We start from the raw sequence: 21,577 nt of genomic DNA, 5'->3' as shown, positions 1-21,577 counted from the left end.
GAACTGCTTACTATTAATGTCAAGTAAATTTTCATTAAATTTCGATTTCTAAACCTTCTGCCGCCGCAACACAGTCGAATTTATATTTACGAGTTTTGATTTCTTTTTTACATTTTTGTAAAATTTCATCAATTTTATCGTCGCTATGCGCAGGATCGTGATGGAAAAGAACTAGACGTTCAACTTTTCCTTCTGCGGCAACTTTTAAACTGAATAGATAATGTGAATGCCCCCAACCAACCCGGTCTACATATTCTTCAGGAGTATATGTGGCATCGTGAATCAACAGATCAGCGTTCTGAACGAAATCGAAAACGCATTGGTTCGGTTCTCCTTTAGTGCGAGCATATTTATCGACGATGAATTTTTCCACATTTTTCATGGCTTGCGCAACGTTTCTATCGAACGGTTCGTTATCGCTTATATAAACGATTGATTTACCGCCGTGGGTAATTCTGTAACCCATTGCGAATGTCGGGTGATTGACGTAAATAGATTTTACGGTCGCATCAAAAACCGAAATCTCTTCTTCGCCGACAGAACGAAAATTAATTGCCGCTTTCAGTTCTTTCAACTGGACGGGGAAATATATTTTATTCATCTGATCAGAAATCATTTTCTGCAACGAGACCCGTTCTGTTGTACCGCCTATAATAGTTAATTCATTCCCGGAAATGAATGCCGGTTTAAAAAACGGAAAACCCTGGATATGATCCCAGTGCGGATGGGTGATTAACACAAACGCTTTAATCGATTCACCCTTCTCCATCAACTTTTCGCCTAAATTACGAATACCTGTCCCGGCATCAAGAATTATTAATTTATCATTCGGTAACCGAACCTCAACACAAGGAGTATTTCCACCATATCGGACGGTTTGCTTCCCCGGAGTTGAAATGGAGCCACGAGTCCCCCAAAAAATAACTTTCATCGCTTTACCTTAAATATTGATATGCGAATCATACAAGGCAAGTATAACAATTTCTAACCGCTTTGTCAAGTATCTCAATCACTATTCGATAATTGCTTTTGGAGGAACCCAACCCGAACGATTCCAGCTCATCAATTCTATACGTATTTTGCCGATAATCGCTTTCATTTTAGCAATAACCGGGACCCGTGCTGCATCGTTGCTGAACCATCCTTCGAATCCGCCTGTCAGTCCGAAGATACCTACAAATCCGGTTTCACCCTCAAAATAAATCAGATCGACAGGATATTTCACCGCATCAATTTCGTCTTGAGTTCTCTTCCCAAGAAAATCAATGGTAGTTGTGAATTTTTTTTCGTTTACCACAACGGGAATTGAAATCTTTTTCTGATCGAAGAGATGTCTGCGAGCACAAAAAAACAATGAGAGTCCATCTTGATATAACGTATCTATTCTTACAGTATCTCTTTTATCAACTTTACCACTCTTCCAGATACCTTCTTCGAGATACATTGAATGATTATGATAATCAAAATTATAGATCAATGATTTCCATGTCTCGTCTTGTTTATCGCGAGCGCTGAACCATGTTGAGTATCCGTTCGAATGAATTAAACTCTGAAACACGGCATGAAGGTCGACAAACGGGATTCCTTTATATGAATCGATGTAAGCGATCGCTTTAAATAATTTATTGCCATCCTTATCTATCTCTTCGATCTGCTTTACCCGCACCTGACCGATATCGATTGAGGCATAACTTACATTGTACACCAACTCTTCTCCGATTTGAAATACCGAATCGGGAACAGTCGAGGTCGGTAATGGATCGCGCGTCGGTTTTAAATTACCGGCATTCAAAACACCGGTTAACAGCAGAAAAAGAATCAATAAAGAAATCGAGCGTAGTATAATATTCACGTTAATCCTCAACACCAAAATTATTATTGGAGCCGTGCAATTTTTGCGGCTTCGGGGAATAGTGTCAACGCTTTTTTGAGTTGATTATCTTCATTTTCAAAAACGGAATATGCGCCTTCATTTCCCCATTGTTGTCGGGCAATTTCCGCTTTAATCCTCATCTTGAAAATCGAGGCATCCTTATCGAACAGCGCCGGATCGATAGGAACTTCCTTTTTTATAGCGAGATTTTTGAATTCATCCATCATAGTCGATGATACGTTAAATTCGTTGAGGAATTTTTTTAGATTTTTTCCATATTCCGAGTGAATCTCTTTGCCATGCTTATCTAAATAACTAAGCGGATATTCTCTGAAGAGCCCTTTACCCCAAATTTTTCTGAAGAGAGTAGAGGTTGTTTCTGCCTTGATGATATAATCAGGTGTAATCCCGCCGCCGCCAAAAACCGTTCTTCCCGATGTAGTTTTAAATTTCGGCTTTGTAGAATCTCCTTCTTCTTTATGTTCTACATTCTCACCTTCTATTTCTTCGCGCTCATAGGCGGCTCTTCTGTACGCGTCTGAATCTTTTCCGTAAGCGCGTTGTATTAACCTGCCGGATGGCGTGTAATAACGAGCGATAGTCAGACGAAATGCCGATTTATCCGGCAAATCGAATTGGCGCTGAACCAGTCCTTTACCAAATGTTGTTTCGCCCACTATCAGTCCGCGATCCAAATCCTGAACCGCACCGGATACAATTTCGCTCGCCGAAGCTGAGTTCACATTAACAAGGACAATAATCGGAATTTTTCCATACTTGCCGCGACCATTACTGATATGTTCTTCAACAAACTCAGGTCTGCGAGCTTTGGTATAAACAATCTGCTTGCCGCTATCGGGAATTAATTCGTTGACCATACGAATCGCCTGATCCATGTAACCGCCATTGTTGCCGCGCAAATCGAGTATAAGTTTTTTCATGCCGGAGCTATCTAACTTATCCAATGCATTCCGGAACTCCGCATAAGTTGTTGCTGAAAATCTATTCACAGCGATGTAGCCGATTTCATCATCGAGCATATACGAAACATCCACGCTATAAATCGGAATTTTATCACGAACTATATCAAACTCGATCAGTTCTTTCTCACCTTGCCTGTATACGCTGATTTTTACATGAGTGCCTTTGGGTCCTCTGAGTTTTTTAGGTACATCTTCGCGCTTGATTCCCACAGAAGTGGAATCGTTTATTTTAACAATTTTATCTCCGGGTAAAACCCCCAACATTTCGCTGGGTCCGCCAGGAATGGGTGTCACAACAATTAAAGTGTCGTGAAGGACTTCAAACTCCACTCCGATTCCTTCAAAGCTTCCCTGGAAATCTTCCGTTACCCGTTGAAGCTGGGAAGCAGGGATGTAAACAGAATGCGGATCTAAACTTGATAACATGCCGTTGATAGCCGATTCGACGAGCTTAGGTGTATCAACGTCTTCCACATAATATTTTTCAGCATAGCTCAGGACATCTTTAAATTTACTTAATTGTTCAAAAAGATTATCTCCGGAAATAAGATTTTCAATTTGCATCCCTAAAAGTAATGCAACAAGAAAAATAAATCCGACTGTTGTAATTGAAAAACGATTCTTCATGATATTTCTCAGTAATGTGTTCATTTCTATTAAAAAGTATATCCAAATTCTGTTTGAAAAACAAATTCAATAAAATAAGATATCAACGAATTGGTTTCCATTTATCTACAACCGAGCGTTTAAACAAAAAAACCGACGATGCATTCAGAAACCAAAGGATCGATATCCAGAGGTATCCATATTTCCGGAAACGTCGGGGAGATTCGAATACCGTTAACGATAAAAGGTACTTCACCTTACCAAACTTTCTCAACCGCATGAAAAGATCGTAATCTTCTCCAGCCGCCAGTTTCTTATCATAACCGCCGGTTTCGAGGAAAACTTTACGCCTGATGATATGACATTCGCCTCTACCCATTCCCATTCCTATAGAGTTTAAAAACCAAAAATATGCATTAAAAAAATTATGGAACATCCAATCGCGCAACAATTGTTCTTCGGGATAGATATTCACATTACAAGTTGCGGCAACGAGATCGGAATCTTTAAATGTTTTTTCGACCAACGAAAAAAACTTTTCTATCTCTTCGAATACGACATCCGCATTTAAAAAAATAAGGATATCTCCACCGGCATTTTGCGCACCGCGATTTCTTCCGATCGAAATATTTTCCTTCTCTCCAATCGGACTGGATACTACCGTCGTATTGTGCTTCCTCGCGATTTCAACGGTTCGATCTGCGCTACCGCCGTCACTGATTATTAATTCGAGATTATAACTAAGCCGGACTTCATCCGTAAATTGGGCTAACATGCGGGGAAGGATTTTTTCTTCCTCAAGTGTCGGGATTATGATGCTGATTGACGGTGATGATGAGATAAAATGTTCCTTCTAGAATTTTAATCCATAAAATATTACGCTCGGTGTTAATCTGATAGCCGGAGCGGGGAAATGAATATAGTTCAATATATGCTTGACCGAGCGAATAAAAGAACCGTCTCCTGGCATTTTATCGAAATCATAATCGAAGCTTATAAATATTTCAGATTTACCGGTGCCGGAATTAACAATATTTTTCACACCATACCCGATTGCTAATGTTATAAATTCCGGAATTACCTTTTTGAGTATATCTGGAAATAAGTTCCTATCCAAGCTGAGCCAGTAATAAATACTCTCATAATCATCGATGATGGTTCGGTACATGTCATTCCTGTAATTGGCAGATGGATAAACGCTTACTTTAAAATCGAAGTTATTCATCCAGGAATATTTATTTCTTAGATATGGATAAGCGGCACCAACTGCATCGGCTCCAAAATCTCCGGGACTGAAACCAAGTTTTTTTGTATACCCATCTTCGATTTCCACATACAACTCGAACGCGAAAGCGATACAAGCGCCAAGCAAAAATGAATTATCCACTCCCGCCCAAGCATAAGAACGACCAAGGATGTCGCTTGTGAAATTGGTGAAATAAAAATGTCCGAATTTATCTGCTCCTAAAGCGTAAGCACCTTCGTCGTGAATATGGAAACTGGATCGTTCATTTTTCCACCAAGAATTATAACTTTGTAAATGAGCGCCGGTAATAATTCCGGCAGTACCGCATGTAACGAGAGTAAATCGATTGTAATTTATGCCGGTTGTATCGGATGGCAGAGCCGTTTCCTGTGAGATAATTCTGTATGGACAAAATAATAAGCAGAAGAATAATGCGAGAGGAGACGATATCCAAAAATATTTATATTCCACGAAATGGCTATTGATGTCAAATATAATTTTAATATTCCCGGATCAACACTCTCCCCCCATATTGCACGGCGGGAAAGCATAACATACACACACACGCGGACGGAATATGAACTCTTTCACAGGTGTCACTAAATAACCGAGACGATTGTAAATTTGGAGTGATACTTCCACAACAAAATCTTCGGGTGAACCGCACGCAACATTATGATCACAACGGCGCTTATTTAAAAAAGTAAAATCCATTTCGCTCGGTAGAAACACCCCTGCATCACTGCGTGCATCCCAATAAGTTTCAAGCGCAAACCTCTGCCCCGGCAGTAACATCATCTTATGATTATGTATCTGAGTGCGATCGGTCATATTTTTTTCCGTCAGGTACAGAGTGCGAAAACGAACAGGTTTTCTTTTCCACCAAATTCGGACCGATCCTTTCACTTCGACACTGTCCCAGAATATCTCATCGTAAATATTCTCCCCTTGAATAACAATCCTAACCAATGGTCTGTTTGGCGGTGCAATATGATCGTTCAATTGTTCAATTGTTGCCACTTTAATCGCGATCACTTTATCGGGAGATACATGAGTTGGCAATGATTCTTTACAACTGAAAGTTGAAATAGATAGCAATGCCATTAAAACAAATCCAAAATATTCTACGAAGCATATTTTACATTTCATATCTTAATCCTATCGAAAATCGTCGCGGGTCGTAATAAGCCGAAGGATCGTTGAGCTGACCGCCGACACGTCCGTTGGCGTCTGCCCATTTAGGATTCTTGGCATTAAATAAATTACGCGCGTCACCATAAATTTGAATAGAGATATTTTTACTAAGCACTAAAGTTTTCGAAAATTTTATATTCAAAGTACTCGCGCTGGATAATCTGGCATTGTTGGGAATAAACACCCGCGTACTATCTTCGGCGGTATAACCATCGCGCGTTGGGAAATATGTATATGGTCTACCCGTGTTGTAAGACCAAATGGCGTTGAAAACAATATCGAACGGAAGTTTTGCGTCAACGGCTAATTTCAGTGTATGCAGTTGATCCCAACTGAGCGGATATGGTTCATTCAAAACCGGAAATCCCCACTGGGCAAGGTTCATACCTTGATTGACATAATCGCTCACGCCCTCTGTCCTCATCAACGAATATGAAATCGATCCAGATAATACATCATCGCGATGACGCGAAATCACGAACTCCAACCCTTCCGCATTCGCGAAAGCATTGTTTATATATTCAGCGAAACCGTAATCACCTGCAGCCCGCGCTTTTGACGGTAAAAATGTTTTCGAATCTATCTGATCGATAAATTCTTTTTTGAAATATGTTACGCTCAATAATGTCTTTTCATCCAATCCATACTTAACACCAATTTCCCACGCATGAGTACGCTCAGGTTTCAAATCCGGATTCCCCACTAACACGTTTACACCGCTTCGTAGTTGTTGCGGATTAATCCCCGAGTAAAGATAATCGAACAACGGAAACTGGAAATAATGACCGTAGTTCATTACTAGAAGCATATCCCACATCAAAGGAAATGATAATCCCATTCTCGGACTTAATTGCTGCTTGAGTGATGCTTTAGCGAATTTGCTGACTTGCGATTGGTATGTTCCGTTCAATGTATCCAGCGGTGTGTACTCGATTACCGGACGCTCACTGCGCGGATCGAGAAAATCCCACCTAAATCCTAAATTCACAACAGCGCCGTCTTTCTCTACTTCTAATTTCTCCTGAATGTACACCGAACCTGTGCGGGGATAATAATGATATGCTGAACTGAAATTTAACAGCGGCTGATCGGGCATTACTTTTCCGAAATAAGTTTTCTGCGGTTCGTACTTTACCACATCTGAAAAAATATCATACAGGTTCAGTTCGAATCCGGCTTTCATTATGTTATTTTGATTCGGCTGATAAACAAAATCTGTTTTAAGGGTGTTTATTACCTGTCTGGTTTCGGACCACCATGAGCGGCTGCCGCTTGTGACATACTGAAGAAAGAAATCATATTCGTACGGAGTCAGATTAAGAGAATTTTTATCTCCACCTATCTTCGACCTCAAATCATAATTGCTTACAGACAGATTGTAATGAAGTTTTTGAGAAAGAGTGTGTGAAATTGTTGCAGTAGAACGGACTGAAGTTCTGTGCCTTTCTGGCAAACCAGCGAGATTAAATCTCCAACTGTACTCGTAATCTCTCCACTTTCGTATTGAATAAACAGATTGAGCGGTTATACGGATGCGGGATGAAAGACTGTAATCAATCTTCCCTATTCCACCTACGTCGGAGAATACAGGGGATTTAAAAAAATTATCAAAATCCTGCCACCATCGTGTATCGTTGAATTGAAACGTATTCGCGCTGAAATAATGAAGCTTATCACGAACCAACGGACCTGCAAGCGTAAGTTCGCTTTCGGTGGAGCGGTTATTTTCTGTGTTCCAATTTCCCGATAACCAATTATCCTTCTCCACTCTGAGAACGAGTGAATGTTTGTTGCTTCCGCGGCGCGTGATTATATTTACAACACCTGAAAGAGCGTTGCCATACTCCGCCTCGAAACCACCGGATTGGATAGATAGTTCGGTTATTGAACTCTTGGGAAGAGTACCACCTACTCCGCCGCCTATAACATCTTGAAGCGGCAATCCATCCACAAGGTAAACAACCTCGGTCGTTTTCCCGCCGCGAACATTACCCTCTGCTGTTACGCTCGGGAATAATGTTATAATGTCCTGAATATTTCTAACCGGGAGTTTATCTACTTGGGATGATCCGACAGAATAATTTGTGCTGGTAACATCCTTTTCAATCAGAGGGCGATCGGCTGTAACTTCAACTTCCATTAATTCAACCGCGGATGGTATCAACTCCACTGTTAAGCGAGTTTTTAATCCGAGCCGCACAACCACCGCTTTGTATAACGCAGGTTGATAACCGACATTCGAAAATCTGATATCATAAGACCCGGCTTCTAAATTATTTATATGGAAATTTCCATCGAGGTCGGATGCCGTTCCCTGATTTGTTCCAACAATAGCGATTGAAACACCGATCAGCGGCTCTTTTGTTTCTTTGTTGAATATTCTTCCTTCTAAAATTCCATCGGTTCCCGCATTAGCCAATAGAACTGAGAGTAACAGAAAAAAATAAATCGAGATTAGACGTTTCATTATCAGCGTTCCGGCTTCATCTGCGGGAAAAACAAAACATCTCGGATCGAATCCTGATTCGTAAAGAGCATCGTCAACCTGTCAATCCCGATTCCGAGCCCTGCAGTCGGCGGCATACCATATTCAAGCGCACGCAAATAATCTTCATCGAGAACTTGTGCTTCCTCGTCACCGCGCGCGCGTAATTTCATCTGCTCTTCAAACCGCTGGCGCTGATCTATAGGATCGTTCAGTTCGCTGAACGCGTTGCAAAGTTCGTGTCCGTTTACCATCACTTCAAATCGTTCCACCAAACCCGCTTCACTCCGGTGTTTCTTGGCAAGCGGCGACATTTCAACTGGATAATCTGTAATAAATGTCGGCTGAATCAATTTCGCTTCTACTTTATCACTGAATATCTCATCGATTACCGAACCTCTTCCCATCCCCGGCTCAATCTCAACGTGCAACTCTTTTGCTGTCGCGCGAACCTCTTCTTCGGTTTTGTGGCGTAAATCTTTTCCGGTGAATTCTTTAATTACATCATACATCGATATCCGTTTCCATGGAGGAGTAAAATCGATTTCATTCTCTCCAACTTTCCATTTCATCGTACCGTTCACCGTTAAAGCAACCGAGCTTACCATTTCTTCAACAAGATTCATCATCCAGATATAATCTTTGTAAGCAACATACAACTCCATCATCGTGAATTCAGGATTATGCGAACGATCCATCCCCTCGTTCCGGAAATCTTTAGCGAATTCATAAACTCCATCGTATCCCCCGACAATCAATCGCTTCAAATATAATTCATCGGCAATGCGGAGATAGAGATCGATGTCGAGCGCGTTATGGTGGGTTGTGAAGGGACGGGCAAAAGCCCCGCCGTACATCGGCTGGAGTATCGGAGTTTCAACTTCAAGATATCCGCGATCATCTAAAAATTTTCTGATCGAACGTAGAATAAGCGCACGCTTAACAAATACATCTCTCACCTGCGAATTAACAGCAAGATCAACGTAGCGCTGGCGGTATCTCAACTCTTTATCAGAGAACGGATCGAAAATGGTTTTGTTCCCTGCTTCATCCGTTTTCTCTTTAACTATCGGAAGAGGGCGCAACGACTTCGATAAAATTTCGAACTTACGCGCGTGTAACGAGATCTCTCCCATCTTGGTTTTAAAAACATACCCTTCCACGCCGATTATGTCACCGATGTCGAGCAGTTTAAAGGTTTCGTACGCTTCGCCAACATCATCTTTCCTTAGGTAGCATTGAATTCTTCCTTGCGCGTCCTGAAGATGACAAAAAGATGCTTTGCCCATCCGGCGGATCGACATGATTCTTCCGGCAATAGCAACATCACGCTGCGGTTCGGTCTCTGAAAAACTTTTTATGATGTTTGTTGAGAAATCGGTTACATTGAAATTGTAAGGGTAAGGATTAATCCCAAGTTTATGAAGCTCCTCAAGTTCTTCGCGCCGCCTGCGCATTAACTCGTTCAGTTCATCAAGATGTTCCTGTATCGGTTGATTCTGCTTCTGATCGTCCATTAATTTTCTTTCGGGTGGATGGATATAAGTGTATAAATGATACTAAAAAAGAGGGGAAAAAACAAGAATTTAGCAAAGTGGATTATCACTTAAACACTATCTCTAAGATGTAGATAGCTTTGACTTATCTTTCAAATAATATTATACAATAAAGTAATCTAATCGGCTGGATAGTTTATTCACGTTCTCTAAAATCAAGTTTGTTTACCAAGCCGCCATAACCACGTTGTTGAAGTCTTCGGAGGGTCTCTTTAAATGCAGTAATCTCGGTAACTTGAATCTTGAGCCACTTCTCATCGGTTTTCTTGTATGTATCCAATTTGACAATATCTTCATAATACCTTTTTGACGACATGATGGGACGGGCAAGATCAATAATCGTCAATTCCTTCTTCGAGGCAAGTTGTGCTATTGAATAATTTATACCATAATAGCGCTTATTCTCGCTCAAGTAGATGAAACCTTTCACCGCCGACTTGAACTCATCTTCACAGCGCTGATAAGCTTCAACTTCTAACCGTGTTGGAATAATGATTTGAACCCGTACTTCCTCCGAAACAAACTTTTGAAATGTGCCTTCCTCAGGAGAGGAATAAATCTTAAGCTCATCTCTTTTGATCTCATTAGAAATAGGATCCAGAAAATTGTAATAATACCCAACTGCCAAACCGATGGAGACGATATTGGGATCATCTTTCTTTTTGAATCCCTCAAAAAATTTTTCGACTGCTTTCTTTCCAACTTCGATAGCAAGTGTTTCCCACATGATTTGAGTTCCTTATGCTGTGATTTAATTTATGATTTCCATATAACTTTCATTGACTAAACCTGAGCAATCCCGCTCGAAGAGCTGGACGAGTGATTGGCTGCGGAACGTCTCAGCAAACAACGCAATAGTTTTTTAAACATACGAATCTCATTTCAGTGAACAAAACTATTGAGCTTCATCGAATTAATTTTCGTGCGCCATTTTTACGGCTGTTATGCGCCGGTACGCAACTGGTATTTGGTAAAAGATCTTGATTCATGATCTTTCAGGTAATTCCCTTGCGATCCGACTTACTACATCTATACATCGTCCCAACAAATCTTGCACCTCATCGATGTCATAAACCTTCTCAGGGTGCTGTGTTGGATTGCGAAAGGTTATGCGGATATCGTCAAGATTACTGAGCAAAGATGATTGGGACTTCATGTCTCTCCGCCTTCTTAGTCCGTCTACCATCGGCCCCCACAAAAGCTGGGTTCGGTTTCTTCTCACTTTAAAGCAATAATATTCACGAAGGACGCATTCGGTTGCTCACAAGAGATTAAACGCAGAGGCAGTCGCACGTTCAAAGGCTATACATTTTCCCGCTTCCCCAAGGTCTTGCTGAGCCAATGGTGGGAGTTTGTTTAGTGTCCCAGGCGTGAAGAGAGAGCTGACATCTTTTAACAGTTTGGAAACTTCGTACCTCTTGGGTGTTACCACATAGGCAACGAAACCCTTCAACTCAGCTTCCAATGTCCTTCGAAGTTGGTCCATCTCTGTGGTCAGCTTCAATGCTTGCTCTGCAGTTAGGAGTGAATCCTTCGGCGACTGCTCTAATTGTTTGGCTAAGGAATCGAGTGCAATTGCCGCTCGTTGGGTAACTTGGAGATCGAGATGAGCAAGGTTGTCAAGGAAGCGCTTAATATTCCCTAGGACATACATCCCTGCTTCGCTATTGTGTATTGGCCAGCCGACTTGCGCATCCTGAAGGTAGCGAAGTGCTGTTCCAAAAAAGTAATAATCAAAAATTGGCTTGCTTATCATCTCCTGACCTCATAATGATTGCGTACTGGCGTATAACGTTGCGCGGGAAAAACGAAGTGGGCGGACGAGTCGAAGACTCGGACGAACATTGGAGTTTTTCCCTACCTTCTAAAACCATTTTTTTATAAATCTTTTTGTCTTAAATATTTTTTAAATCTTTTATCGAAAAGCTCATCAGCATACTCACGCACGCCATCATCATATCAGTATCAAATCCTTATGCGTAAGTTCCCGTCTTTCTACCCATCCTAATCGTGAGGAGTAAATTATAAAAGATTAATGAAAATGTCAAGTATAACCATAGCTCAACATAATGTAAGCGCGATTATTGGCAATCGCGAGATTGTCCATCGATTTATATTTCGTCGCAGTTCGGTTATGATCAGATCTTCAAATAAAAATTCTTCTTCCATACCAAACTTCCAAAATCGGTCTCCTAAGTTTTCTGCAAATCAAAACCGGAAGATTATTTTCATACGGCATCGAATATTCCGACTGAATGATTGCGACTTCCTTAACATCCTCGAAATCCTGTAACATCCTATCTTTGGCTCTGCCGATAACAATTATTGTAACATCTTGTTTCAAATGTTCCAAACTCCAATACCAATAGCTGTTGTGTTGACTGATTGCAGGAGGAAGTCCGAACTCCCTTCCGAAATAATCGATTGCTCCGGCTTCACCGTAGTTGCGACCGTAGATTAGGCATCTTTGTTTATCAGAATCAGGAAGTGACTTATACACCTGCGCGGTAACCTTCGCCATATTTTCCCAGCCAAATCGGTCGGCATAGAACTGCGGCAAGCTGGTTAGTTGTAGTCCTTCATTTGAGGAGGGTGTCATTCCGAGTGCAGATTGATATTTCACAAACGTTTCAACCGGAAGAATATCTAATGTAAGCGGCATAACAAATATACCCGATGCCGTTAAGCAAACGACATAAGGTAGTCGTACCCAGTTAAGATATTTTCCTTTCAGCCACTGTTCAAGCTGCACGGCTCCTGCCGGAAAGAGAACCGTAAGGGCTACAGCAAAATATTCAGGTTTGGAATGTACGTTGATGAGCAAGATGGCGAGGACAGTCAGAACCGCGAACCCGATAATTCTGAACTCTTTCCGCGCGAGAAGTAACCAGAACCCGGCCAGACAGGCAGGCACTGCCAAAGGATTCACGAGCAACCATAATCCTGATAAAAATGTGAGCGGATTTTGGGATGCATACTTCTCAGTGGATGCATTCCGCATAAACTCAAGATGAGCAAAGTCGTGAGTGAGGTTCCAGATTACAAACGGCAGAAATAGTAACGCAGCAATTCCACCCGCCATCCAAGGAGTTAAAGTACGCAATGCTGTCCGATTAGAAGTTAATAATACACCAACGAAAATTCCCGCGCCAAGCCAGAGCATGCTTATTTTGTTCAACGCACCTAATCCGATAATTAATCCTAACAGGTACCAATAACCCGATTTATAATTTTGAGAAAATTTTTCGAGAATAAGAAATACAAGTGCCCACAACAAAATATCGAAAGCATTCATACTGAATATACTGAAGAATGCAAGAAGTATCGGTGCGAACATCGATGCAAGACCTGCCAACACAATCGCATACTTCTGACCCCCAAAATTTTTAGCAAGTATTCCAACGATGAATGTTGTTATTCCACTGCAAACGGCTGGAAGAAATCTGATTGAAAATAGTGAATCGCCGAAAAAGAATTTCCACGCCGCGAGTATCCAGATCGATAAAGGCGGATGGTCGACGTAACCGATGTCCAAATGATTCGCACAAGCTAAGTAATATAGCTCGTCGCGGAAAACGCCGTATCCTATCCCGCTTGCAATCAAGTGAATTAAAACGGTTAAGATAGAAAGAAACCATAATGTAGAATTATTTTTGCCCTGATTCATATATTCTCCTTTTGTAATAATGTTCTTGATTGCAGTTTACTTATTACTGCAACATCAAAACCAAGAGATGCTCTCAGCGATCCCGATGAGCATGTGGATATGCACGATAAGCACATTGTGCACTCGCTCGAAAGTACTCTGGTTCCGGATTGTACATAATCTGAAATGCGGATATTCATCGGACATGTTTTAACGCAAGCATCGCACTCTTTGCACAACTCTTTGTTCCCTGTGATGCGAAGGATTGAAAAAGAACTCGATGCTTTTAATATCACTGTAACCGGACAAATATATTTGCAGAAAGCACGATTATCCTTCAGCCATAAAATCAAGCTGATCCCGAGCGCATAATAAAAAGCATTTCCACCTAAGAACCAATACATTCCTGCGATATCCCAATTTTCACGGCTGATGCTGTATTGAAATCCATACCACAACAAAAGCACCATACTTAAACTCATCGCGAAGTGTAAATATCTTATCCATCCAACCTTAGCGGGCAGACGACCGTCGCTTCTTTTATAGGGGAACAAATCAAAAATCATCATCGACCAGCATCCCCAGCCGCACCATCCTCTGTTTATAAAAATCGGACCGATAATTTTTGCAATCAGGTAGTGCATTACCGTTCCGGCACTAATTCCAGCCAGGCTGTAAAAGAAAAGCCCCTCTATCTGTCCATCGATTCGTCCCATAACTCCCATCGCAAGAAACAGCAGACCGCCAATCGCAAACATCGAAATTTTCCGACCTCTGAGTTTTTTCTTCAGGGGAAGTTTGGCGTAAAGCAGCATTCCGAGTGATGCAAATAATCCGATATAGATATAATTTATGATGCTCATGAAATTATCACCAGCCAGCCAACTGATAATACTCACAACCGAGAAGAAGGCGATTACCGTAATTGGCGCGACGATGTAGTTTTTGAATTTATCCGCTTGCATATTTTCCCTTAGCGGTAATTTGATTGATATATAATGCTGTTTCCTTATGATGGATTTGCTTGATCATGATTTATCAATAACAATGAGTGTCAAGTCGTCGTCGAGTGATTCTCCTGTGGATTTACCAGACCACTGATTAATATGTTGAAGAAGCGTGTCGGCAAAATTCTCTGCCGAAAGGTGAGCATGTGTTTCGATGAAATCTTTGAAAGGTCCATCTCCAAAATAACTGCCGGATGCATTTGTTGTTTCAATGATGCCGTCGGTGTACAAAATTAACCGATCTCCTGATTCTATCGGCATTGTTGTGACTTCATATTTAGCATCCGAAAATGGACCCAAGAGTATTCCATTACTGGCAAATTCATAAATTTTGTGATTTGTTCTTCGATGGAGTATCATTGGAGGGTGTCCGGCGCCGGCGTAGTTCATCGTTCCCTTATCAAGATTAATGAATAGACATCCTGATGTGACAAAATTACTTTCTAATTTATCACAAAGGATACGATTCATGGTACTTAGAACCCGTGCAGGATCGGCCATGTTTTGAGTTTGTGATGCAAAGGCAACCTTAATCATGGAAGCAATGAGCGCGGCTCCCACACCATGTCCTGAGACATCCGCCACCAGAATACAAACCTGTCTTTTGCTAAGGAGAACAATATCATAAAAATCACCTGCAACTGCTGTCATCGGAATGTACCGAGCTGTAATGTTTAAACCCTCGATGGCCGGTATCCGGTTGGGGAGAATGGAGAATTGTATCTGCCGTGCAGTTTCCATCTCTTGCTGAACGGCGATAAGTTGTTTCTCGTTGTTGAAGAACCGGTGAACAACAGCATACCCAAGAGAGATAAGGAAGAATAAATAGCCAATTGCTTCTTCACTCCAATTCCAGGGAAGAAGATTCAACTCAACGAGATTCGCATTCACTGCGAATAGACCGAACATGACGAATCCAATCAACACTACCTGTAATTCCCTTGTCTTTTTCATCCCTTTCCAGAGGGAATTTTTGAATACCACAAATGCCCACACGATGATAAGAACATTATTAATCCGCTCTAGTGAGAAGGGCATTGCTTGAATTATATCCGAGAGGATACCTATTAAAGCGAAAGCGGTTGCAGCCCGAAAAACCCACAACATCGAATTTTTCCAACCTTTACCAAAGAGTTGCAACAAAAAAACCGAAAGCGGAACAGGAAGAACGTAAGCACCGAACGCAATAAAATACAGAAGCACCTGCGGTGGCGCAGTATTGATGTATTGATCTAATTTTGTTTCAACAAGCAGCCGTAGACCATAGAGCAAAGACGTTGCCCCGAACGTTATCATGGCAAGGTCTTTCCGTTTCCATCTGAGGAGTGAAAGCACAAGAATGGCTAATCCCACGCCAGAGACTATCACTCCCAGTACTGTGCTCCATAAATATGGCTGTGTGAAAATGTTTTGCATTTTAGATTACTTTAAAAATTCACTCGATGCCGTTTGTTTGCTGAAACAGGAAATAGTTATTGTGTTAAACTTTTTCGGGTGTTAAGAATCTCAAGTCCGCCGACATCAAAACCAAAAGAGGTGCGTAACGCTTTTTTAGCGCAGACATTTATGCAAATGAGACAATATGTGCATTCGGTCGAGAGTACTCGTTTCCCGCTTTTAAGATATTCGGGGATGCGAATGTCCATAGGGCACATCTTGACACAAGCATCGCAGTCGTTACAAAGATCGTAGTTGCCGGCAATCTTCATCAGAGAAAAACGGCTCGGAAGTTTCTGAAGAACAGGAATCGGACAAACATACTTGCAGAAAGCCCGATTATCTTTTAAATGATATGCCATTGTTATCGCAATTCCATAATAGAGCACGTTCCCAATGACCAGCCAATAGACTTCTGACACACTTTGTAAGATCACTCCGTAGTGTAGTCCATACCAGAGTAGAGTAACAACACCAAAACTTAGAAGCAAATGCACATATCTTAAATAGCCCCATTTCTCCGGTAGTCTTCCTTCCTTATTTCTTGTATATGGCAGGAAATCCAATACCATTGCAGTCCAGCAAGCCCATGAACACCATACTCGATGAAATAATAGAGGTCCAATAATTTTAGCTACAAGGTAATGAAGAACGGCACCTGCTATAAACCCCGTGAGAAGGTAGAAAAAGAAACCTTCAATTTGCATATTCTCTTTTAAAATTAATCCAAGGAAGCCAAGCATATAGATACCTACAAGGAGCTGTGCCAACTTTCGTCCTCGCTCTTTTTTCTTCGGAGGAAGTATCATGTAAAGTCCCATGCCCACACCGACCGAAGTTCCGATATATCCAAAGTTGATAAAGTAAAACCAGCCGCCTCCTATTATTTGCAGGACGGTGCCAAGAGTCCAGAACGCAACAAAAATAGTGATCGGAGTTGCGAGACGGCGGAAGTTAAGTTTACTTTCGGATTCCATTTTGAGTAACTCCTTCATCTAAATTTAAAATTCCGCTTCTACACCCAATACTGGAAAGAATGAGAATTGATACACTGTTTCTACGGTCCCATCGCTTCTATGATTTTCGTAGAAAACATTTTTTGTATTGGTAACATTCATGAGTGCAACGTAAACATTGATGTTCCATCCTGTCATATAAAATCTACTCAGCCATTGAAGATCGAGCCGGCTGTAGTTTGGGTAGCGTGCAGAATTTTCATTAGGCGTTGATATCCATGAACCCCTTGACCACTTAACTCCACCTTCTCTATCCTGTTTCCATGTAATGTATTCCAGCGGTGTGTAAGGTCTGCCGGACTGAAATCGGTACTTGAAACTTATTTCCATTTCGTTTGACAATGGAAGAATGTATGATGGATATTTAATGAAGAATGGTGCATTGTTACACCAATCGCGTACTCCCTTCACAACTTTTCCGGCAAGCGCGGTGATGACTACCGGGTAATCATATTCCGAAGAATACCAATCAACAATTTTAGGTATTCTTGGGTCTTTCATTTTTGTTTTGGAGAGTGAGATGCTCAGTGTTCCGAAATATTCCTCAACTTGTTTTTGTTCCAGAAAGAACTCAAGACCATATGCATACCGCTCACCAATGGCAAGCATTTTATCTGACCAGAAGGTATCTATTGCCGAGTAGATAAAATCCTCCGATACTCCTGCTTTCTTGTACGATTTGAAATATGTCTCGATACTCGCCTTCAAACCGTGATCGAAAATATGTTCGTACCCTAAAACGTAGTGAGTTGATTTCATGTTCTCAAGATTTTTGTTGTAATTTAACTGTCGCCTATCGCCGTAATATGGGAACGGCTGGGTTTGGTAATATTCACCCGCTGCAAACGTGATAGTGCTTGCCGATGGAACAATTTGATATGAAATACTTCCCCTCGGGGAAAGGTTTCCTCTTCCTGAGTAAGTGAAGTGATCGTATCGAAGACCGAATGTTAACGCGAGTTGAGACGAGATTGAAAACCTATCGCTTATATATGTATAATATCTGCTTGCTGCTCCAAATTTATAGTTTGTGCGGTACAATCCTTCCGGCACAATAATTAGATTGGGTTCAAACGTACCGTCTCTATTAAGATCGAATTGAGATGTATCTGCTGCAAACCAAACATCGTTCTTCCACTTGCTTATGGTTTGAAATTGCGCGCCGAGAGAAAGCGCATGAAGTGGATGAATCTGATAAAATAATTCGTACTTCGTTCCAAGAAACGATTCCACCGCGTGGTTTGAAAAGGTTGGTATCGTATTCAGAATCTGATGAGATTGAGTTTCTCCTTGTGAGTCCCGTGTGCGCACTGCGAAGTCTTCTCGCACATCTTCATCAACTGATGTTCCAGAAGAGTAAATCGTTGCGATAGAATATCCATCTTTACCCAACAAACTTCGAAGACTCAAGCCAACGCCATGTTGTTTTATTGCAGGGTAAACGACCTCAACACTTGAGGAATCAATAGTGTTCTTGCGGAGTTCATCCTTCGCTTCAGGATCACCTTCTATGTTGATACGACTGTCACCGTAAAGAACATTGAGCATAAGTTTATGTGACTGAGAAAGATCGTAAGTGAATTTGGATTGCAAATCCCAATATTTTGGAATTGAAGTTAGTGAGATTTTAGATATACCAACGACCTTGTCGATAATTTCCAGAAGACTGTTGCGTGCGGATAAAATATATGAACCCTTTCCATCGGCAAAGCCACCTTCGACGAGTGTTCCGACACCCGCCATATTCATCGACGTCTTTGAGGCGAAAGCTTTACTTCGGTTTCCCTCACGAACTGTGAGATCCATTACCGACGATGATTTATCACCGTACTGCGCGGGGAATCCGCCCGAAGAAAATTTTACATCTTCTATCATGTCAGCGTTCACCATGTTAATCGGTCCGGCAGAGTTGAATTGATTTGAGTAATGATTGATGGAAGGGATTTCCATGTTGTCCATGATTGTGAGATTTTCGTAAGGCGCGCCACCGCGGACAATTAGTTCGTTGATGTTATCGGTTGAACTTGCTACTCCGGGCAGATTTTGTGCAACACGTTGAACATCTTGAATACCGCCGGGCGAACGAAGCACGTCGGAACGATCGATGAGGTTTGAACTTACCGGACTCATTTGCTGTGCGCGGCTGAAGTAAGATGCGTTGGTTGTAACTTCTCCCAACTCAACAACTGTTTCGTCGAGCTTTATCAATATCGGTGTCGCCCGTCCCGTGGTTGTAACAATATTCGTTATAACTTGAGTTGAGTATCCGACCGCTGAAATTCGAAGACTATAAGTCCCGACATCGATATCGTTGATTTTAAATATGCCCTCAAGATCGGATGCTGTTCCAATATTTGATTTTTCAATAACTACTATATGAACGGATGGAACGGGTTCCATTGTTTTTGAATCGACAACTTTTCCCGTGATGTTCCCTTTATGTTGTTGAGCAAAAGACGCGATCGTAAATAGAATGGTAAGAAAAATGTTGTAACTTTTCATACGAAAATCCTTATGTATTATGCTACAAGAACGTTTAGAACTAATCATTTTTGATAACCACTCTCATTACGATTTGAGAATATAATTGTTGCAATGATAAATATCAATTTTCGCTACCGTTTATTTTGCCATCCAATTGGAAATAACCCTCTCCCTTCTTATCTTACCTTATCATGAAAACAATTATACTCAAGAAAAACGAAGACCACCGCATTACAAACGGTCACCTCTGGGCGTTCAGCAACGAAATTGCCGAGATTAAAGGCGAACCGCAGTCAGGCGATATAGTTGAATTACTTAACCATCAAAATAAATTTTTAGGAATCGGGATATTCAATCCGAACTCACTTATAGCCGTCAGACTTCTTTCTCATCAAAAAGAAGATATCGACTTCCAGTTTTTTAAAAAGCGGATAGAAGCGGCGTTTTCTCTTCGACAAAAAATTTACAAAGAGGCAGACGCCTACCGTCTGATTCATGGTGAAGGAGATTCACTCCCCGGTTTAATAATAGACCGGTTCAACAATTATTTTTCAATCCAAACTTTTTCTGTCGGGATGGATAAACGGATGACTCTCATCTGCGACGTTCTCGATTCTTTATTCAAACCGAAAGGGATCGTTGAGCGGAACGAAGCTCCTATCCGCCTTATTGAAGGTTTGGAACAAAGGAAAGGAATTCTCCGCGGTGCTGTTGAACCTGTTACAATTTCTGAGTACAAGGTTAAATACACACTAGATTTATTGGAAGGGCAAAAGACCGGATTCTTTCTTGACCAGCGTGAAAACCGCACTGCCTTCCGCCGTTATGTTAAAGAAGCAGACGTGCTCGATTGTTTCTGCAACGAGGGCGGATTCACGCTGCATGCAGGATACGCTGGAGCTAAGAGTGTGCTTGGTATCGATATTTCGGAATCGGTTATTCAGCGGGCAAAAAATAATGCGGCATTGAACAACCTCGATAAGATTGTCCGCTTTCAAACCGGCGATGCCTTTGTATATTTAGATCAAGCTGTAAAAGATAAAAAGCAATTCGATGTTATTAATCTCGATCCTCCATCTTTCGCCAAGAGTAAAAAGACCGTAAGGAAAGCAAGACGCGGTTACAAAGAAATCCACACCAACGCGATGAAAATATTAAAACCCGGTGGTATACTGGCAACTGCTTCGTGTTCGTACAACATCACCGAAGAAACTTTTTTAGAGATAATAAATGATAGCGCGCGTGAACTTGGACGACGTATTTCATTATTGGAGTGGCATGGCGCCGCGCCTGATCATCCGGTTCTTATCGCTATGCCCGAAACAAAGTACCTCAAGTTCGGAATATTTTTTGTGGAATAATTGTTATTATTATTGAATAGCTATCGATATGATTAAGAATTTGAAAATATTTTTCCTAAGCGCCGCAATACTGATAACAATACCGCTTAACGCCCAAGACACAACATTGCGAAAACACGCGATGGGGATCGATATACTTGTCTCCACAGGCGGACTCGGCTTCGGAACATTTTATCGGCATGAATACTCGAACAACCTCTCGGCTTTCATAGATTTTTCAATCTCCGAAGCGAGCGACGAGAACGAAGTGGATTATGTAGATTACTACACGGGTCAAACATTTACACAGGGCAAAACAAACCGGTTTCTCGTACTGCCTTTATTCATCGGTGCCCAGTACCGTTTGTTCGAAGATGATATCGTGGATAATTTCCGTCCGTACATCAACGGAGCGGTTGGACCAACTATGATTTATATGTTTCCCTACCAACACGATTTTTTCACAGACCTCAGCAGCGGCAGTCCTAAATATACCGCCGGCGGATATATCGGATTCGGCGCGTACTTCGGCTCTGAGCGCTCTACATTGTTGGGATTGAACATTCGTTATTACATTATCCCCTACCGTTCCGGTTTACAGAGTATGTGGAATAAGCAGATGAAAGAATTCGGCGGAGTTTATATATCGCTCAGTTTTGGAAGCGCGTGGTGAGAAGCAGATGTGGGATATGAGATGTTGGATG

General features: G+C 41.5%; 18 protein-coding genes. 2 read left to right on the top strand and 16 right to left on the bottom strand.

Annotation, left to right across the window (positions count from 1 at the left end; genetic code table 11):
* Nucleotides 1-34: 34 nt before the first annotated feature.
* The 16 genes from HZB59_12460 to HZB59_12385 form a co-directional block, all read right to left on the bottom strand.
* A complete protein-coding gene (locus tag HZB59_12460; GenBank protein ID MBI5022241.1) occupies nucleotides 35-931 on the bottom strand; it encodes an MBL fold metallo-hydrolase in 897 nt (298 codons plus the stop codon).
* 81 nt (nucleotides 932-1,012) lie between these two features.
* Nucleotides 1,013-1,852: a DUF3108 domain-containing protein gene (locus HZB59_12455; protein MBI5022240.1), complete on the bottom strand. Its 840-nt coding sequence runs from the start codon at nucleotides 1,850-1,852 to the stop codon at nucleotides 1,013-1,015.
* Nucleotides 1,853-1,875: 23 nt separating this feature from the next.
* Nucleotides 1,876-3,483, bottom strand: coding sequence for a S41 family peptidase (locus HZB59_12450; protein MBI5022239.1), 1,608 nt, complete (start codon nucleotides 3,481-3,483; stop codon nucleotides 1,876-1,878).
* Nucleotides 3,484-3,565: 82 nt separating this feature from the next.
* A complete protein-coding gene (locus HZB59_12445) occupies nucleotides 3,566-4,303 on the bottom strand; it encodes a glycosyltransferase (GenBank protein MBI5022238.1) in 738 nt (245 codons plus the stop codon).
* Between the two features lie 12 nt (nucleotides 4,304-4,315).
* Entirely contained in the window at nucleotides 4,316-5,179 is an 864-nt protein-coding gene (locus HZB59_12440; GenBank protein MBI5022237.1) for a DUF2279 domain-containing protein, read from the bottom strand.
* Nucleotides 5,180-5,221: 42 nt separating this feature from the next.
* Nucleotides 5,222-5,857, bottom strand: coding sequence for a hypothetical protein (locus HZB59_12435; GenBank protein MBI5022236.1), 636 nt, complete (start codon nucleotides 5,855-5,857; stop codon nucleotides 5,222-5,224).
* Nucleotides 5,847-8,369 (bottom strand): TonB-dependent receptor, encoded by a 2,523-nt coding sequence (locus tag HZB59_12430; protein ID MBI5022235.1) that lies wholly within the window; start codon nucleotides 8,367-8,369, stop codon nucleotides 5,847-5,849. Before HZB59_12430 ends, HZB59_12435 begins: the two co-directional genes overlap by 11 nt.
* Nucleotides 8,370-8,371: 2 nt before the next feature.
* Entirely contained in the window at nucleotides 8,372-9,904 is a 1,533-nt protein-coding gene (lysS, locus tag HZB59_12425; protein ID MBI5022234.1) for a lysine--tRNA ligase, read from the bottom strand.
* 175 nt (nucleotides 9,905-10,079) lie between these two features.
* On the bottom strand, nucleotides 10,080-10,670 hold the full coding sequence (locus tag HZB59_12420) for a hypothetical protein (protein ID MBI5022233.1): 591 nt from the start codon (nucleotides 10,668-10,670) through the stop codon (nucleotides 10,080-10,082).
* 258 nt (nucleotides 10,671-10,928) lie between these two features.
* The gene (locus tag HZB59_12415; GenBank protein MBI5022232.1) at nucleotides 10,929-11,099 is read right to left on the bottom strand and encodes a hypothetical protein; all 171 of its coding nucleotides are present in this window, start codon (nucleotides 11,097-11,099) and stop codon (nucleotides 10,929-10,931) included.
* A gap of 105 nt (nucleotides 11,100-11,204) precedes the next feature.
* Nucleotides 11,205-11,699 (bottom strand): hypothetical protein, encoded by a 495-nt coding sequence (locus HZB59_12410; GenBank protein ID MBI5022231.1) that lies wholly within the window; start codon nucleotides 11,697-11,699, stop codon nucleotides 11,205-11,207.
* 390 nt (nucleotides 11,700-12,089) lie between these two features.
* Complete coding sequence (locus tag HZB59_12405; protein MBI5022230.1) at nucleotides 12,090-13,610, bottom strand: glycosyltransferase family 39 protein; 1,521 nt, start codon at nucleotides 13,608-13,610, stop codon at nucleotides 12,090-12,092.
* Nucleotides 13,607-14,554 carry a 4Fe-4S binding protein gene (locus HZB59_12400; GenBank protein MBI5022229.1) on the bottom strand — a complete coding sequence of 316 codons (948 nt, stop codon included), beginning with the start codon at nucleotides 14,552-14,554 and terminating at the stop codon, nucleotides 13,607-13,609. The genes HZB59_12405 and HZB59_12400 overlap by 4 nt, the downstream gene beginning before the upstream one ends.
* A 63-nt stretch (nucleotides 14,555-14,617) precedes the next feature.
* A complete protein-coding gene (locus tag HZB59_12395; protein ID MBI5022228.1) occupies nucleotides 14,618-16,012 on the bottom strand; it encodes a SpoIIE family protein phosphatase in 1,395 nt (464 codons plus the stop codon).
* 56 nt (nucleotides 16,013-16,068) lie between these two features.
* Entirely contained in the window at nucleotides 16,069-17,010 is a 942-nt protein-coding gene (locus HZB59_12390; GenBank protein MBI5022227.1) for a 4Fe-4S binding protein, read from the bottom strand.
* 24 nt (nucleotides 17,011-17,034) lie between these two features.
* A complete protein-coding gene (locus HZB59_12385; protein ID MBI5022226.1) occupies nucleotides 17,035-19,551 on the bottom strand; it encodes a TonB-dependent receptor in 2,517 nt (838 codons plus the stop codon).
* 173 nt (nucleotides 19,552-19,724) lie between these two features.
* Here HZB59_12385 and HZB59_12380 point away from each other — a divergent pair, with 173 nt between their 5' ends.
* Nucleotides 19,725-20,894 (top strand): class I SAM-dependent rRNA methyltransferase, encoded by a 1,170-nt coding sequence (locus tag HZB59_12380; GenBank protein ID MBI5022225.1) that lies wholly within the window; start codon nucleotides 19,725-19,727, stop codon nucleotides 20,892-20,894.
* Between the two features lie 28 nt (nucleotides 20,895-20,922).
* On the top strand, nucleotides 20,923-21,546 hold the full coding sequence (locus HZB59_12375; protein ID MBI5022224.1) for a hypothetical protein: 624 nt from the start codon (nucleotides 20,923-20,925) through the stop codon (nucleotides 21,544-21,546).
* Nucleotides 21,547-21,577: the final 31 nt, after the last annotated feature.

It is taken from the genome of Ignavibacteriales bacterium, assembly GCA_016214905.1.
Classification (GTDB): Bacteria; Bacteroidota; Ignavibacteria; order UBA10030; family SZUA-254; genus PNNN01.
The sequence above is the reverse complement of the archived record's forward strand: the minus strand, read 5'-3'. Positions and strand labels throughout refer to the sequence as shown.

Coding starts and splice junctions, on each gene's coding strand:
- HZB59_12435 (MBI5022236.1), bottom strand. CDS start 5,857: ATGAAATGTAAAATATGCTTCGTAGAATATTTTGGATTTGTTTTAATG.
- HZB59_12405 (MBI5022230.1), bottom strand. CDS start 13,610: ATGAATCAGGGCAAAAATAATTCTACATTATGGTTTCTTTCTATCTTA.
- HZB59_12410 (MBI5022231.1), bottom strand. CDS start 11,699: ATGATAAGCAAGCCAATTTTTGATTATTACTTTTTTGGAACAGCACTT.
- HZB59_12375 (MBI5022224.1), top strand. CDS start 20,923: ATGATTAAGAATTTGAAAATATTTTTCCTAAGCGCCGCAATACTGATA.
- HZB59_12400 (MBI5022229.1), bottom strand. CDS start 14,554: ATGCAAGCGGATAAATTCAAAAACTACATCGTCGCGCCAATTACGGTA.
- HZB59_12450 (MBI5022239.1), bottom strand. CDS start 3,483: ATGAAGAATCGTTTTTCAATTACAACAGTCGGATTTATTTTTCTTGTT.
- lysS (MBI5022234.1), bottom strand. CDS start 9,904: ATGGACGATCAGAAGCAGAATCAACCGATACAGGAACATCTTGATGAA.
- HZB59_12390 (MBI5022227.1), bottom strand. CDS start 17,010: ATGGAATCCGAAAGTAAACTTAACTTCCGCCGTCTCGCAACTCCGATC.
- HZB59_12460 (MBI5022241.1), bottom strand. CDS start 931: ATGAAAGTTATTTTTTGGGGGACTCGTGGCTCCATTTCAACTCCGGGG.
- HZB59_12385 (MBI5022226.1), bottom strand. CDS start 19,551: ATGAAAAGTTACAACATTTTTCTTACCATTCTATTTACGATCGCGTCT.
- HZB59_12380 (MBI5022225.1), top strand. CDS start 19,725: ATGAAAACAATTATACTCAAGAAAAACGAAGACCACCGCATTACAAAC.
- HZB59_12395 (MBI5022228.1), bottom strand. CDS start 16,012: ATGCAAAACATTTTCACACAGCCATATTTATGGAGCACAGTACTGGGA.
- HZB59_12430 (MBI5022235.1), bottom strand. CDS start 8,369: ATGAAACGTCTAATCTCGATTTATTTTTTTCTGTTACTCTCAGTTCTA.
- HZB59_12415 (MBI5022232.1), bottom strand. CDS start 11,099: ATGAAGTCCCAATCATCTTTGCTCAGTAATCTTGACGATATCCGCATA.
- HZB59_12420 (MBI5022233.1), bottom strand. CDS start 10,670: ATGTGGGAAACACTTGCTATCGAAGTTGGAAAGAAAGCAGTCGAAAAA.